General features: G+C 62.5%; 14 protein-coding genes. 13 read left to right on the top strand and 1 reads right to left on the bottom strand.

What is annotated here, in order from left to right; translation table 11 throughout:
* Nucleotides 1-1005 precede the first annotated feature (1005 nt).
* The 5 genes from ACLKMW_RS14570 to ACLKMW_RS14550 all read left to right on the top strand — a co-directional run bounded on the left by ACLKMW_RS14570 (nt 1006) and on the right by ACLKMW_RS14550 (nt 6528).
* The gene (locus tag ACLKMW_RS14570) at nt 1006-1620 is read left to right on the top strand and encodes a (2Fe-2S)-binding protein (RefSeq protein ID WP_415725176.1); all 615 of its coding nucleotides are present in this window, start codon (nt 1006-1008) and stop codon (nt 1618-1620) included.
* A 3-nt stretch (nt 1621-1623) separates the two neighbouring features.
* A complete protein-coding gene (locus tag ACLKMW_RS14565; RefSeq protein WP_415725175.1) occupies nt 1624-2622 on the top strand; it encodes an FAD binding domain-containing protein in 999 nt (332 codons plus the stop codon).
* A complete protein-coding gene (locus tag ACLKMW_RS14560) occupies nt 2619-4754 on the top strand; it encodes a xanthine dehydrogenase family protein molybdopterin-binding subunit (protein ID WP_415725174.1) in 2136 nt (711 codons plus the stop codon). The genes ACLKMW_RS14565 and ACLKMW_RS14560 overlap by 4 nt, the downstream gene beginning before the upstream one ends.
* Nucleotides 4755-5119: 365 nt before the next feature.
* Nucleotides 5120-5902 (top strand): hypothetical protein, encoded by a 783-nt coding sequence (locus tag ACLKMW_RS14555; RefSeq protein ID WP_415725173.1) that lies wholly within the window; start codon nt 5120-5122, stop codon nt 5900-5902.
* Complete coding sequence (locus tag ACLKMW_RS14550; RefSeq protein WP_415725172.1) at nt 5899-6528, top strand: RES family NAD+ phosphorylase; 630 nt, start codon at nt 5899-5901, stop codon at nt 6526-6528. Before ACLKMW_RS14555 ends, ACLKMW_RS14550 begins: the two co-directional genes overlap by 4 nt.
* 253 nt (nt 6529-6781) lie before the next feature.
* Here the strand turns inward: ACLKMW_RS14550 and ACLKMW_RS14545 are convergent, their stop codons facing one another.
* The gene (locus ACLKMW_RS14545; RefSeq protein ID WP_415725171.1) at nt 6782-7999 is read right to left on the bottom strand and encodes an MFS transporter; all 1218 of its coding nucleotides are present in this window, start codon (nt 7997-7999) and stop codon (nt 6782-6784) included.
* Between the two features lie 66 nt (nt 8000-8065).
* On the opposite strand from ACLKMW_RS14545, the gene ACLKMW_RS14540 reads away from it, so the two are divergent.
* The 8 genes from ACLKMW_RS14540 to ACLKMW_RS14505 all read left to right on the top strand — a co-directional run bounded on the left by ACLKMW_RS14540 (nt 8066) and on the right by ACLKMW_RS14505 (nt 14239).
* Complete coding sequence (locus ACLKMW_RS14540; RefSeq protein ID WP_415725170.1) at nt 8066-8494, top strand: helix-turn-helix domain-containing protein; 429 nt, start codon at nt 8066-8068, stop codon at nt 8492-8494.
* A gap of 290 nt (nt 8495-8784) precedes the next feature.
* Nucleotides 8785-9117, top strand: a complete 333-nt coding sequence (locus tag ACLKMW_RS14535) for an ArsR/SmtB family transcription factor (RefSeq protein WP_415725169.1) — start codon at nt 8785-8787, stop codon at nt 9115-9117.
* 9 nt (nt 9118-9126) lie between these two features.
* On the top strand, nt 9127-9633 hold the full coding sequence (locus tag ACLKMW_RS14530) for an arsenate reductase ArsC (RefSeq protein ID WP_415725168.1): 507 nt from the start codon (nt 9127-9129) through the stop codon (nt 9631-9633).
* Between the two features lie 10 nt (nt 9634-9643).
* Nucleotides 9644-10732 (top strand): ACR3 family arsenite efflux transporter, encoded by a 1089-nt coding sequence (gene arsB / locus ACLKMW_RS14525; RefSeq protein ID WP_415725167.1) that lies wholly within the window; start codon nt 9644-9646, stop codon nt 10730-10732.
* Nucleotides 10733-10752: 20 nt separating this feature from the next.
* Nucleotides 10753-11175: an arsenate reductase (glutaredoxin) gene (gene arsC / locus ACLKMW_RS14520; RefSeq protein WP_415725166.1), complete on the top strand. Its 423-nt coding sequence runs from the start codon at nt 10753-10755 to the stop codon at nt 11173-11175.
* A gap of 78 nt (nt 11176-11253) precedes the next feature.
* Nucleotides 11254-11607, top strand: a complete 354-nt coding sequence (locus ACLKMW_RS14515; protein WP_415725165.1) for an ArsR/SmtB family transcription factor — start codon at nt 11254-11256, stop codon at nt 11605-11607.
* A complete protein-coding gene (locus ACLKMW_RS14510) occupies nt 11604-13028 on the top strand; it encodes an NAD(P)-binding domain-containing protein (protein ID WP_415725164.1) in 1425 nt (474 codons plus the stop codon). The genes ACLKMW_RS14515 and ACLKMW_RS14510 overlap by 4 nt, the downstream gene beginning before the upstream one ends.
* A complete protein-coding gene (locus ACLKMW_RS14505; RefSeq protein ID WP_415725163.1) occupies nt 13025-14239 on the top strand; it encodes an MFS transporter in 1215 nt (404 codons plus the stop codon). The genes ACLKMW_RS14510 and ACLKMW_RS14505 overlap by 4 nt, the downstream gene beginning before the upstream one ends.
* The last annotated feature ends 126 nt before the right edge of the window (nt 14240-14365 follow it).

Genomic DNA, 14365 nt, shown 5'->3' with positions numbered 1-14365 from the left:
TTGAGGAGAGGCTTTGAGAGTAGTCTCTCACAATGCCGCAATGCTCGTTGGGTTCCTGATCCCGAGAACATCTGTGCAAGAACCACGCAAACCGGTGAAGTTATCTGAAGCTGACAACCACCATCGAAATTCCTGGATCGCGTGAGATCCTGCCGCACGCGGGTTTCCAGGCACCCACAACCCTCGCGTCGTCGCGGCGACTTGATTGAGCTCATTCCTGCATTACGCGGTTGCCGTGCGCTTTGCGTGATGTGGACGAAGCAAGAGTCCACAATGAGCCTCGCGTTTTCGGCTCCCCGCAAAGGGCCGATAATCTTTCTCGCGACCTTTTGAAAAAGATCGTTCCATCGCTATTTGTGGCCTGGATCGATAAGTGCAGTGGATTGGTCCCTCCAACGCGATTGACGTGAGGAGGCTATTTCCTGAGCGAGCGTGTACTGGCGGTGTGAACGGACCGCCTGCCGCCCCGGAGGGATGCCTGCCATGGAAACCACCTACGACATCGCCTTTTAGATGACTGCGCCGCGTCGGGCGCGGTGCTGTCGATGGCGCTGTGCGTAGCGGTTCTGATCGCGTCCGAGTTCATGTGCGGCAGCCGGCTCGAGCGCCCGACCGCCATACTAGCGCAAGGCTGATGGTAAGCGACGACTTGGCCCGAGCCGTACAATCGCGCGGCCATGAGCCGACTACCATCATCGAACGCCTGCGGCCCGACCAGACTCGAAGGGTACGTGGGCGGCGGCAGCCGATCGCGATCTGGTGCCTGAGGAAGACAGCGACGGACACAGCGCCGATACCTGAATCGCCCGCTCATAGCCAGGCGATGCCAAATCCGGATTTCACCCGAAAAAAATTGGCTGCAGCCGGGAACATCGGCCCGCAACCATTGTTGGGACCCGATGGCCGGTCCCGCCTGCAAGAGCAACGACCTGCCACTCCATCGATGCTCCCGGTTCGAATGAGTGGCCGGTGAAACCCGCTCTAGCGAAATCAAGGGACAAAGACATGACCAGTTATGATTTGACGAGGCGAGAGCTTTTGGCAGGCACAGCGGTGACTGGCGTCGCTCTTGCGGGAGCAAACCTTATGCCTGAATTTACGTCGCCGGCGGCGGCGCAAGATACGGTGCCGGCACCGGCTCCGCTCGATCTCGTGCTGCGCATTAACGGAACCGAGCAAAGGCTGACCTTCGACCCCCGCACGACGCTGCTCGACGCGCTTCGCGAGCACCTGCAGCTCACGGGCTCGAAGAAGGGCTGCGGCCTGGGACAGTGCGGCGCGTGCACAGTGCTGATGGACGGCAAGCGCGTGAAATCGTGCCTGTCGCTCGCTGCCCTGGTGGAGGGACGTGAGATCACGACCATCGAGGGTTTAGCCCAGGGGGAGGAACTGCACCCACTGCAAGTCGCCTTCATCGAGCGCGATGCTTTCCAATGCGGCTATTGCACGCCTGGGCAGATCATGGCTGGCGTGGCTTGCATCGGCGAAGGCCATGTCGGCTCGCCGCAAGAGATCCGCAAATGGATGAGCGGCAATCTGTGCCGGTGCGGCGCCTACGACCACATCGTCGCGGCTATCCTGGATGCCGCTACAGTGTCCAGCTCGGTCGGAGGAGGTTGACCCATGCACCCCTTTTTCCTTGAGCGTCCGCGCGATCTCGAAGCCGCGATCGCTTTGCGCGCCCAAGCTGGGCGTAACGACGCGCCTGTCGAATATATCGCCGGCGGCACAGATATGGTGCAGCTTCTGCAGGAGTATGTCCGCCGGCCCGAGCGGCTGGTCAGCCTTGCCGGTCTTCTGGATAACCGAATAGAAGTCGGCCCGCAGGGCTTGAGGCTTGGCGCCGCAGCCACGATGGCCGAGGTGGCGGCGCACCCTGGCGTGATCGAACAGTTCCCCGTCATCTCCGAGGCGCTCCTTGAGTCGGCAAGCCCCCAGGTGCGCAATCAAGCGACGATTGGCGGCAACCTCTTGCAGCGCACGCGGTGTCCGTATTTTCGCGACGTCGGGTATGAAGCTTGCAACAAGCGGGCTCCAGGCTCCGGCTGCGCCGCGATCGGTGGCGAAAACCGTTGGCATGCGGTGTTTGGCACGAGCGAGAATTGTATTGCCGCCCATCCATCGGACCTCGCGGTGGCGCTTGTTGCGCTCGATGCGGTGGTTGAGGTGAAAGGCGCAGATGGGGAGCGGGCCGTTCCGCTCGTCGACCTCCACCGCCTGCCCGCAGACACACCGCACATCGAAACGGTGCTCGAGCCGGGTGAGGTAATCGCCGCCATCGTGGTGCCGGCCAGCCCGGTAGCGCGGCGCTCGCACTATCTCAAGGTGCGCGACCGTGCCTCCTTCGAGTTCGCGGTCGTGTCCGCCGCGGTGGCGCTCGAGATGGATGGGACCCGCATCCAACAAGCGCACATCGCGCTTGGTGGAGTCGGCACGAAGCCGTGGCGCGTTCCGCAGGTCGAGGCTGCGCTGGGTGGTGCCAGCCTCGACCTCGCGCCGCTCCAGAAGGCCGCGGCGCTCGCCGCCGCCGGTGCACAGGGACGTGGCCACAACGATTTCAAGATCGAACTGATGCAGCGCGCCATCGTTCGCGCTGTCGAAACCGCGGGAGCACGCGCATGACCACCGCCCTCATCGGGAAGTCCATTAGCCGCGTCGACGGGCGACAGAAGGTCACGGGCCAGGCGACCTACGCCGCCGAGTTCGACCAACCAAACCAGGCCTACGCGGCGGTCGTGCGCAGCACGGTCTCGGCCGGCCATATCACCACGATTGAAACAGCGGAAGCAGAGCAAGCGCCGGGCGTCATCGCCGTTCTCACCCCTCGCAATGCGCCCAAGCTGGCCTACGCTTCGCACAAGGGATTTACAGACCCGGTGGTCGGTGAGCGTCTGCACGTGCTTCAGGACGACCGGGTGAACCACCAAGGCCAGCCAATCGGCCTCGTCGTCGCCGAAACTTTCGAGCAGGCCGCCCACGCAGCGATGCTGGTTCGGGTCACCTATGCACCCGAAGCCGGAACCACCGATATTGCCCGGGTCGAGCCGGTGCTGCCGACGCAGCAAAAGACCGACCAAGGCTCCACACAGCCACCGGAGACGCGGCGTGGCGACCCCGATCGCGCCCTCGAGGCGGCCGAGGTCAGAGTCGATCAGACCTATGTAATCCCGCGGGAAAACCACAATCCGATCGAGATGCACGCCACCATTGCCGCTTGGGAGGGCGACCGCTTGACGCTGTGGGACAAGTCGCAGTACGTGCATGGCGTGGCTGACGAGATCGCGGCCGTGTTCGGCATTCCGGCTGAGAACATCCACGTCGTCTCGCCATTTGTCGGCGGCGCTTTCGGCGCGGCGTTGCGCACCTGGCCGCATGTGACGCTGGCGGCACTCGGCGCACGCGTAGCTGGACGCCCGGTGAAGCTGGTGCTGTCCCGACGCGAAATGTATTACGGCGTCGGCTATCGCCCGCACACGGTCCAGCGCATCGCGCTCGGCGCCTCGCGCGATGGGCGCCTCACCGCCATCTTGCACGATGGACATGAGGAGACGTCCACCTACGAGGAATTCTCGGAGGCGCTCCTGAGTGCAAGCCAGTTTCTCCATGCCTGTCCGAACGTCTACACGCGCCATCGTATCGCGCCCATGAACGTGCACACGCCGACCTATATGCGCGCTCCAGGTGAGGCGAGCGGCGTCTTTGCGCTCGAAGCCGCCATGGACGAGCTTGCCGTGGCGTTAAACAGCGATCCGATCGAACTCCGGCTGCGAAATGAGCCGGAGCTTGATGAGTTCAAAAAGCTGCCTTTCTCGAGCCGCTCAACCCGAGAATGCTATCGACTTGCCGCCGAGCGCTTCGGCTGGAGCGGGCGCAACCCCGAACCGCGGTCCATGCGGGATGGCCGGCTGCTGATCGGCTGGGGTATGGCGAGCGCGACCTACCCGATGAATTTTGCGCCCGCTTCCGCTATGGCGCGCCTGTTGCCGGATGGCACCGCCGAGGTGGCGAGCGCGGCCAGCGACATGGGCCCGGGCACCTGGACATCGATGACCCAGGTGGCAGCCGAGGCACTCGGCTTACCTCTCGAGCGGGTGAAGTTCAGCCTCGGCGATAGTCGGCTGCCGAAAACGCCCCCGCATGGTGGCTCAATGACCATGGCGAGCGTCGGCAGCGCCGTACAGGAAGCCTGCCGCAAGGCGAGGGAGGATGCGCTTGCCCGCGGCGGAGCAAATGACCTTGCGGAGGCGATGAGCCGTATCGGCCAACTGATTGAGGCGACGGCAGACTCGACACCAGGCGATGCGAGCCAGCGATTTTCCATGCACTCCTTTGGCGCCGTGTTCACGGAAGTCGCGGTCGATCCGGATCTTGGCGAGACGCGCGTGCGACGCATTGTCGGCGCCTATGGGGCTGGCCGCATCGTCAACCCTAAGACGGCCCGCAGCCAATGCATCGGCGGCATGATTGGCGGCGTCGGCATGGCGCTCATGGAGCATTCCGTCGTTGACCCGCGCAACGGGCGCGTCATGAACGCTAACCTCGCCGAATACGCGGTCCCGGTTCATGCCGATGCGCCCCCGGTCATGGATGTGATCTTCGTCGAAGAAAATGATCCGCACGTGAACCCGCTCGGCGTGAAGGGACTGGGCGAAATCGCGATGGTCGGCGTCGCCCCTGCGGTCACGAACGCGATTTTCCACGCTACCGGCAAGCGCATCCGAGAGCTGCCCGTCACGCCCGACAAGCTCCTCTAAAAGAGCACAATGCTTCGCATCAGATGCAGGGGCGCAAACCACATAAGCAGCCAACCGCTCGGGCACGCACATTGCGGTAAGCTGCCGTTCCGCAGTTGACCTTACTCCACCCACTTCGAGTATCTTTGCGTGCGTTTTCGAAGCTGCCGATGCACTCTTGCTCTCAGGCACGTATCACGCTCATGATGTTGGCATGAAGTCTGCAACCACAGCACGCATCCGATTTTCTGGACCAGCGATTAGCGTGCCGAACTTGATCTTCGCCAGATCACACTCGCGCCAGAAGAGTAGGGTTGAAACTCTGGTGGGGGTGAACTAGGTTAGTATTTAGAATGCTAACGTAAGTACCCGGACGGGCGACCAACATGGAAAAGCAGCGCAGCGTGTACGTATTTAACGGAGACGAGTTCGCGTTGGCATTGCAGGCCGGACTGGAGCCGATCGAGAAAACAGCGAGAAATACCCCGGGAAGAGTACGCATCGCCGGGAAAGGAAAGCCCGCCAAGCTCGGTGCAATCGGAAAGCGCATTCAAAAAGCAATCGCCAAGACAATGGCGCCGACGAAAAAGGCGAGTTCGTCCGATATGGTAATTGCAGTTCTCAAGCACGAGAATCCACTGGTTCGGAAGACGGTGCGTGACATCATGGAGCGCGTTCCCTCCATAGTCGAAGCACGGCAGAGGCAGCTGTCAGACGAGAAGATCGACGCCCTGGTATCTGTCTACATGCCTTCGCCGCCCGACACCGACGCCACGCAGCTTCTATTGGACAGCAACGCCAGAGCCAGGGCTCGTTTCTTAGAAGCATGGCCGTGCCTGACAAGCAAGCAGGTCTCCGAAGCCGCAGGCCATGGTTCCAAGAACCAGAGCATGACCACCTCTCGCTGGAAGGGCAGCGGGAAAATCTTCTCCATCAGGTACAATGGCGCGGAGTGGTTCCCAGCGTTCCAGTTCCAGGACGGGCAACCGCATCCGACAGTTGCGCGGGTGCTCCAGCACCTGAGTGAGCGGAAGTCGGGGTGGCAGATGGCTTTCTGGTTCACCTCACCGAACGGGTGGCTGAATGGCAGGAAACCAGCGGAATGCTTGGATGACGTGGAAGCCATAGGCGGGGCGGCCGCCGAGGAGGCGGAACCGATCATTGGATGATAGATCGGCCGCCGCACCCTTTTCCGGCATCCAATACGTACAGGCTCGCTTCAGGCGCACAACTGCACCAAGTCCACGACCGCCAATTCGCCGCAAACGGATTTAATCCTGGTCTGGGCCGTCGAAGCCGCTTCGCTCCGCTCGAGCTGCCGACCGGGAAGATACCCACCCAGTATGCAGGGACTTCGTTCGAATGCGCCGTCCACGAGACGATCTTCCATGACATCCCTTTCGACCAGCCGGACAAGACCGTTGGAACCGACAGCATAAAGCCATTGAATCATGCCGTGGTCCGGATAAAGCGGGAACTCGTTCTCGTCCCGTTGTTCGCGCCGGACCTTGCCAAGTGGAATATCACACGACAGGACCTGATCGATACGACAGCCTTCTTCTACCCCGTCACCAGCCAATGGGCTTTGGCCATACACCAGAGCCGCCGGGATGCAGACGGGTTGGTCTGGACATCCAAACGGTGCGATCCCGACCTATCGTTCCTGTTTTTCGGGGACCGCGTCGATGACAGCGATATCCAGGTGATCGAGAGCACGAGCATTTGGGCCGAGGCGGATGAGATGGCTGATCTTCGAGATTTTGCCGACCGGAGCGACATCGTCCTCGTCCTATAGCGACCTCTTTGCGAGATTGGACACTTGGTTGTTGCACTCGGCTAATCTCATTTTCAGGGTTTGGACATCAGCTTCGGTGCGGAAGCGACCAGGTAGGTTCTGGTCCCAGATCTCGCCCAGCGGACATTCAACTCGTGTAAGCTCTGTTTCGTCTGATCCTGAGCAAGCATTTTTGAACGCGCGCATGTTAGATCGGCTCAGCGCGCGGGCTTATCGCAAGTTCAAGCAGTCTGAAGTGATAGCTGGGCGCCCATCATATGAGCGGCCGCATTTGGCGGGCTCGCAGGAGTGTGGCGCCCAGTGCGATCACTGCCATGCTGGCCAGTAGCACGGCTGTGCACAGGAACAGCCCCTCATAACTCGTGCTCATAATCACAGGTGTGCTGAGCAGCGGCGATATGAATTGGCCTGTAAACACCGAAGCCGTCAGCACGCCCCCAGCCAGTCCCCGGTGGTTCGACGGCGCAAGAGCAAGCGTCAGCGCGACAAATGTCGGCGAAATCGCCGCATAACCCGCGCCGATCAAAGCGGCGCCAGCCAAGGTGAGCAACGGCGTTCCCGAGATCACCAGCACCAGGAAGCCAGACGCCATGGCAGCATACCCCGCCGCATAGACACCGGCGTAGCCCATGACGCGTTGGACTCGGGCGTAGACCAGCGCCACGCTACCACCGCTGAACATCAGCACACTGAGCGTCATTCCCGTCATGGCGGCGCTGTTATATCCCTGGAAATCGAGGAAGAATGGTAACTGCGTCGGAATGATGAAGAAGAATGCGTTCGTCAGCGACTGAAGGATGACTAGACCCAAAAATGACAGGCGCCATTTCCGCTGCTCCTCGAATCCGGAGGTTGGGCCTGATTGGCGGACCGAGAGCGCTCGCCGCGGCTCGACGATCACCATCCACGCAATCGGAAGCACGAGCAGCGCGAGCCCATACACACCGAAAGCCCATCGCGGTGATACTGCCGCGACCAAACCCGCCAGAAGGATGAACGTCAAGCCTCCAAAGTTTCGAGCCGAGATTTGCAATCCCATCAGGGTATTTCGGGCCTCGTCAGCGAAGTAGTCGCCAACAAGGGCGGTCTGCGCAGTCATGATCAACGCAACGGCAATCCCCAAGACGATGCGGCTCATGAAGATCGTTGGCAAATCAGGAAGATACAACCCGGCGCTGCCTGCGATCACGAAGAGTATGATTCCGGCAAGTAGCAGAACGCGTCGTCCGATCCGGTCCACGGCAACCCCCACCAACGGAGCCAAGAGCGCGATGCTTAACGAAGGGGCCGTGACCAGGAGCCGCGTCAGCAATGCCGAGTGGGGGTCGTTCGCGAACAGCTGTTGCAATCCGGGGAGAGCGGGGCTGATCGTTGCGTTTGCCATCACCGTGAGGGTTGCCGCCAGCAACAGCGCGACTGCTCGGCCATCCCGCCAGACCGCCATTTCGGTCGTTCTTGAAATGCTTTCCATCTTATTTTCCTTGCGAAATCGTCACCGCAAGAGATACTGCCACTTCAAGCCAACTTGAGGTCAAGCATGAAAATGATGGATATTGGTGAGGTAGCTGCACGCGCAGGCGTACCGCCTTCCACGTTACGATATTACGAGGAAATCGGCCTGATCCACTCCTTCGGCCGGCATGGATTACGGCGACAATATGATGGTGACGTGCTGCTAAAGCTTTCCCTGATTGCGCTCGGCAGAACGGCAGGGTTCTCACTCGCCGAGATTGCCGTAATCCTTGGGCATGACGGCCGGTTAGAGTTGCCGCGAGAGGAACTTCGCGCGAAGGCGGACGAGTTAGGAAGACAGATAGCTAAGCTGCGCGTCCTGCGCGATACTCTTCGACATGTCGCCGACTGCAAGGCGCCGAGCCATCTTGAGTGCCCGACATTCCGCAAGCTCCTAACTGCAGCGTCCAAAATCGTAAAGCCAAGGAAAGTTGCTATGAGGAGGGGTGCGTAGGTCAGAACGGATACCGGCAATTGCGGTTCTTGGTTTGACCTATAGTACCGTAGGAGACTTGCCGCGAAGTCCCTAAGGGGGCCGTTTGATGCCCGTCTGGTTTCGGCCAGGTCAAGCCGCCTTTCGACTGAGAGCCTTGTCCCGAGCCCTTCCGGGCTGCCTCGCGCATCCCGAGCCGAATATCGCCATCGCATGGATCGAGGTCAGCTCGCACGGACAGATGATGTTCCGTGACTTGACGCTTCAATGCATGTCGGTTATCTCGTCGACATATCGAATAAGGCAGATACATGGATAAAAAATCGTCCCTTGCAGCCCTGGCCGCCCTTGGTCAGGAAACCCGTCTCGATGTCTTCCGGCTGCTCGTGATGGCAGGTCCCGAAGGCATCCCGGCGGGCGAAATCGGTGAGCGGCTGGGCACCGTCCAGAACACCACGTCATCGCATTTGAAGGTGTTGGTACAGGCCGGGCTCATCAAGGCCGAGCGCGACGGCCGTACCATACGATATGCCGCAGACATGACCGGATTTCGAGACCTGCTTGCCTTCCTGATGGAGGACTGCTGCGACGGTGCTCCGGAACTCTGCCGTCCCGTCATCGATGCCGTCACCTGCCGCTGCTGAGGCTTCTTCATGACCCAGACTTACAACGTTCTCTTCCTGTGCACCGGGAACTCCGCCCGCTCGATCCTTGCTGAGGCGATCCTGCAGAAGGACGGCGAAGGCCGCTTCCGTCCCTTCTCGGCTGGCTCGCAGCCGAAGGGTGAGGTGCATCCTTTCGCCATCGAACTGCTGAAGAACCTGAAGCGCGACACGTCCTTCGCGCGTTCGAAATCCTGGGATGAGTTCGCGACGCCGGAGGCGCCAAAGATGGATTTCGTCTTCACCGTCTGCGACAGTGCCGCAAATGAAACGTGCCCGTTGTGGCCCGGCCATCCGATGACGGCGCACTGGGGCATCCCTGACCCTGCTGCCGCTCAAGGAACGGACGCGGAGAAGCACCTGGCCTTCGCGGAAGCCTACAGGCAGCTTTCCAACCGCATCTCCGCCTTCCTGTCGCTGCCGCTCGCGTCGATCGACAGGATGTCGCTCCAGACCAAACTGCGCGAAATCAGCCTGTCGCGCCCGATGCCCGGCTAAAGGATTCATCATGACAGATACGACATTGGCCGCGTCCAGCGGGGCGCCAGCGGCCATCGGCTTTTTCGAGAAGTTCCTGACCCTGTGGGTCGTCCTCTGCATCGTGGCCGGCATCGCCCTGGGCTACCTGATGCCCGGCTTGGTCGGCGCGGTGGCGAAGTCCGAGGTGGCGCGGGTCAACCTGCCAGTGGCTGTCCTGATCTGGCTGATGATCGTGCCCATGTTGCTGAAGGTCGACTTCGGATCGCTGGCCAGGGTGGCGACCTACTGGCGCGGCATCAGCGTCACGCTGTTCATCAACTGGGCGATCAAGCCGTTCTCGATGGCGCTGCTTGGCTGGCTCTTCGTCGGCTGGCTGTTCCGACCGTACCTGCCCGCAGATCAGATCGACTCCTACATCGCCGGACTGATCATCCTGGCGGCCGCCCCATGCACGGCCATGGTCTTCGTCTGGTCCGCTCTAACGAAGGGCGAGCCGAACTTCACGCTCTCCCAGGTTGCGCTCAACGACGCCATCATGGTGGTGGCCTTCGCGCCGATCGTCGGGCTGCTGCTCGGCCTGTCGGCGATCATCGTCCCGTGGGACACACTGGTCCTGTCGGTCCTCCTCTACATCGTACTGCCTGTGATCGTCGCCCACGTGCTCCGGTCGCGGCTACTCGCTACAGGTGGCCACGCCTCGCTCGACAGCCTGCTCGTCCGGACGCAGCCGCTTTCTTTGATCGCGTTGCTGGCGACTCTCGTGCTGCTCTTCGCATTCCAGGGCGAGCAGATCATCGCCCAGCCGACGGTGATCGCGCTCCTCGCCGTGCCGATACTGATCCAGGTCTACGTCAACTCGGGCCTGGCCTATCTGCTCAACCGGATCTCGGGCGAGCGCCACTGCGTCGCCGGACCATCCGCCCTGATCGGCGCCTCGAACTTCTTCGAGCTGGCAGTGGCGGCTGCCATCTCGCTCTTCGGCCTTCAGTCAGGAGCTGCGCTCGCCACCGTCGTCGGCGTGCTGGTCGAGGTTCCGGTCATGCTGTCGGTCGTCTGGATCGTGAACCGATCCAAGAGCTGGTACGAGCGCGGCGCGGCCGTGAGACAGTCATCCTGATCCTGACCCGGCGGCGAGGAATGTCGATCACCATCTACCACAATCCCGACTGCGGCACGGCCCGCAACACGCTTGCGATGATCCGCCAGTCCGGCGAAGAGCCCGAAGTGATCGAGTATCTGAAGACGCCGCCATCCCGCGAGAAGCTGGTCGGTCTGATCTCTTCGATGGGGATGAGACCGCGCGACCTCCTGCGCCAGAAGGGAACGCCCTATGTCGAGCTCGGCCTCGGCGACGAAAGGTGGAGCGACGGCGAATTGATCGATTTCATGGTGGCGCACCCGATCCTGATCAACCGCCCGATCGTCGTCACGCCTCTCGGCACGAAGCTCTGCCGGCCGTCCGAGGCTGTGCTCGACATTCTGCCAAATCCCGACATCGGTCCCTTCACGAAAGAGGACGGTGAGGTCGTGATCGACAGCGATGGCAGGCGTGTTCGTTAGCGATCTTTCAGCAGGGCTTATTTCGAAAAACACCGAAATTGAGTTGACCGCGCCTTCTGTGTGCGGCAGTGTATTTCCATGAAGCTCGAAATAGTAGCATCCCAGCTCGAAGCGATCGGCAATCCGACTCGCTTGCAGCTCTACCGAATCCTGGTCCGCGCGGGCGGTGAAGGCCTGCCTGTCGGCGGCGTCCAGGGGAAGCTCGGCATTGCCGCGTCGACGCTCTCGCACCACCTGAAGAGGCTTGTCGACACGGGACTCGTCACACAGGAGCGGCAGGCGACGACGCTGATCTGCCGCGCCCACTATCCCGCCATGCAGTCTCTCATCGGCTTCCTCGCCGACGAATGCTGCGCGGACGGAACCTGCCCGCCTGAAACCCGCCGCAGGACTGCCTGCGAACCTGCTCACCAGCCGAGGAAACAGACATGAACGCGATCCCTGCACGCGATCTTCCTGTCGCGGTCATAGGAGCCGGCCCCGTCGGCCTGGCGGCAGCCGCGAGGCTGGTGGAGCGAGGCTTGCGCGCTGCCGTCTTCGAGAAGGGCGGCCGTGTCGGCGCGGCCATCCTGGAGTGGGGCCAAGTCCGCGTCTTCTCGCCCTGGGACTACAATGTCGACGAGGTGGCACGCGACCTGCTCGCCGCAGAAGGGATTGCCGCTCCCTCCGGAGGTCACCTGCCGACTGGCGAGGAGATCGTCAGGGATTACCTGGAGCCGCTCTCCCGCGTCCCTGCCATCGCCGCCGATCTGCGGCTCGGCGCTGAGGTCACTGGGATCACGCGGCTCGGCCATGACCTGATGTCAAACGAAGGACGGGCCGACGCTCCCTTCGTCGTCCGGTACCGAAATGCTGCGGGAGAGCACCGCCTGCTCGCCCAGGCTGTCATCGACGCCTCAGGAACGTGGTCGAAGCCGAATCCCATGGGCGTGGACGGTCTCCCCGTGCCGGGCGAAACCGAGGCTTCGGACCAGATCGCCTACGGAATTCCCGACGTGGCTGGAGCGGAGCGCGAGTCCTATGCAGGCAAGCGGGTCCTCGTCGTCGGCAGCGGCCACTCGGCCGTCAACGTCGCGCTGGCCCTGCTGGAACTTCAGGGGAACGCTCCGGACACTGAAGTGCTCTGGGCTCTTCGGCGCAACCGCATCGAGAAGCTCTTCGGCGGAGGGCTGAACGACCAGCTCCCCGAACGTGGAGCGCTCGGCCTCGCCGCCAGGGACGCGATCGAGGCCAGACGGCTGCGCATGCTTGCCCCGTTCACGGCCCACCAGGTCACAAGTCGGGGCGAACATCTTCTGGTGGAGGCGACGTTGAACGGCATGCCCGTTACCGAGGAGGTCGACCGCATCGTCGTGGTGACCGGGTTCCGGCCCGACTTCTCGTTCCTCCGGGAATTACGGCTAGCCCTCGATCCCGCCGTCGAGGCACCGCCAGCACTCGCGCCCCTGATCGACCCCAACTTCCATTCCTGCGGAACCGTTCCTCCGCACGGTATCGACGAACTCAGCCATCCGGAACCCGGGCTCGTGATCGTCGGCTCGAAGTCATCCGGCCGCGCGCCGACGTTCCTGATGGCCACGGGCTACGAGCAGGTCAGGTCCGTGGTAGCAGAGATCGCGGGCGACCGCGCGGCCGCCCGGGAAGTCCGCCTCGTCCTCCCGGAGACAGGCGTGTGCAGCGCGCCCGTCTCCGCATCTTCCTCGCCTTGCTGCGGCGGCTCGGCCCCTGCAAGTGCGGACGCATGCTGCGCTGACGATGCGATCGCCAAGGAGAACGGCTACGCCGGATGCGGATGTTTGGACAAGCCAGTCGTCCCGGCTGCCGCCAGCTCCTGCTGCCGGAGCGCCGCTTGACGGCTGTTCCGAATGCCGGGGACACCCGCTGGTTCATCAGTGCCCTCGGAGCGGCACAGCTTTGCTCGTGGGGAACGCTGTTCTACGGCTTCCCCCTGATCGCCGAGGCGATGCGGACCGATCTCGGCTGGTCGAAGGCCGGAATCTACGGGGCCGCCACCTGCGGTATGTTGCTGGCAGGTATCGCCGCCTATCCCGTTGGGGCCGCCATCGACCGCGGCCACGGTCGCGTTCTGATGGCCGGAGCGTCCGTGGCGGCGGGACTGCTGCTGGCCGCGTGGTCGCAGGTGACCAGTCTTGTCGCCTTCTACGCGATCCTCGCGGTCCTCGGCTGCATGCAGGCGGCGACGCTCTACGAGCCAGCCTTTGCCGTAATCGCACGCCGGGTCGGACCGCTGGGCGCGCGCAAGGGCATCACGGCCCTGACATTGTGGGGCGGCTTCGCCAGCACGGTCTTCATTCCCGTGATCCAGCTCCTGATCGAGAGGCAAGGCTGGCGTGGCGCGCTCCTGGGCATGGCCGCCGTGAACGCCGTCATATGTGGCGGCCTGTACTTCTTTGCAATCAATCCCGCCAAGGACGCCCAGTCCCGAATCCTCTGTCCCGATGAGGCAGCCCCGCTCGCCGGGCGGGCGGCGGTCCGAGCGGCGATGCACAAGCCCGCCTACTGGGGCCTCATGCTGGCTTGGATATCCTATGCGGCGGCGTTCTCGTCGCTGACCTACCACTTCTATCCCTTGCTGCTCGAGCGCGGGCTGGACTCGTCAGGGGTGGTGATGGTTCTGGCTGTCATCGGTCCCGCGCAGGTGGCGGGCCGCCTCATGATCCGAGCCTTCGCTTCGGAGGCGCCCGTCCGGAAGCTGGGATCGGCGATCGTGATCGTCTTCCCACTGGCCGTAATCGGATTGGCATACGCGCCTCCTGGGGTCGCAATCATCGCCACGATCGCGGCATTCTATGGAGCTGCCAATGGCATGATCACGATTGTTCGGGGGCTTGCGGTTCCCGAGATGGTCACACGCGAAGCCTACGGTGCAGTGAATGGGGCGCTTGTCGCGCCGATGAACATCATGCAGGCGATCGCGCCGTTGGCCGCCGCCATCATCTGGCAGGCGAGCGGCGGCTATGGGGCGGTGCTCGCTGCCATCTTCGCCGGATCGCTGACGCTCTGTGGTGGGTTCTGGTTCGCAGCAGCCAGGACAAGAACGTGAGCCAATGAACGGAGACATCGGCGGCAACGACCCCTCACGGGTCGAATCTGCCAGTCAACCTATGGCTACTTCTTCGCAGTTGCCGGCTAAACTCTTTCACGGTTTGACGGAAGCACGGAAAGGCGC

This window comes from Borborobacter xinjiangensis (assembly GCF_047739745.1).
In the GTDB taxonomy this organism is placed as follows: domain Bacteria; phylum Pseudomonadota; class Alphaproteobacteria; order Rhizobiales; family Rhizobiaceae; genus Pseudaminobacter.
The sequence above is the reverse complement of the archived record's forward strand: the minus strand, read 5'-3'. Positions and strand labels throughout refer to the sequence as shown.

Excerpts from the sequence above, each read along its gene's own strand:
- ACLKMW_RS14515 (WP_415725165.1), top strand. The coding sequence starts at position 11,254 with ATGAAGCTCGAAATAGTAGCATCCCAGCTCGAAGCGATCGGCAATCCG.
- ACLKMW_RS14560 (WP_415725174.1), top strand. The coding sequence starts at position 2,619 with ATGACCACCGCCCTCATCGGGAAGTCCATTAGCCGCGTCGACGGGCGA.
- ACLKMW_RS14540 (WP_415725170.1), top strand. The coding sequence starts at position 8,066 with ATGAAAATGATGGATATTGGTGAGGTAGCTGCACGCGCAGGCGTACCG.
- ACLKMW_RS14510 (WP_415725164.1), top strand. The coding sequence starts at position 11,604 with ATGAACGCGATCCCTGCACGCGATCTTCCTGTCGCGGTCATAGGAGCC.
- ACLKMW_RS14545 (WP_415725171.1), bottom strand. The coding sequence starts at position 7,999 with ATGGAAAGCATTTCAAGAACGACCGAAATGGCGGTCTGGCGGGATGGC.
- ACLKMW_RS14570 (WP_415725176.1), top strand. The coding sequence starts at position 1,006 with ATGACCAGTTATGATTTGACGAGGCGAGAGCTTTTGGCAGGCACAGCG.
- ACLKMW_RS14550 (WP_415725172.1), top strand. The coding sequence starts at position 5,899 with ATGATAGATCGGCCGCCGCACCCTTTTCCGGCATCCAATACGTACAGG.
- ACLKMW_RS14535 (WP_415725169.1), top strand. The coding sequence starts at position 8,785 with ATGGATAAAAAATCGTCCCTTGCAGCCCTGGCCGCCCTTGGTCAGGAA.
- ACLKMW_RS14565 (WP_415725175.1), top strand. The coding sequence starts at position 1,624 with ATGCACCCCTTTTTCCTTGAGCGTCCGCGCGATCTCGAAGCCGCGATC.
- arsB (WP_415725167.1), top strand. The coding sequence starts at position 9,644 with ATGACAGATACGACATTGGCCGCGTCCAGCGGGGCGCCAGCGGCCATC.
- ACLKMW_RS14530 (WP_415725168.1), top strand. The coding sequence starts at position 9,127 with ATGACCCAGACTTACAACGTTCTCTTCCTGTGCACCGGGAACTCCGCC.
- arsC (WP_415725166.1), top strand. The coding sequence starts at position 10,753 with ATGTCGATCACCATCTACCACAATCCCGACTGCGGCACGGCCCGCAAC.
- ACLKMW_RS14555 (WP_415725173.1), top strand. The coding sequence starts at position 5,120 with ATGGAAAAGCAGCGCAGCGTGTACGTATTTAACGGAGACGAGTTCGCG.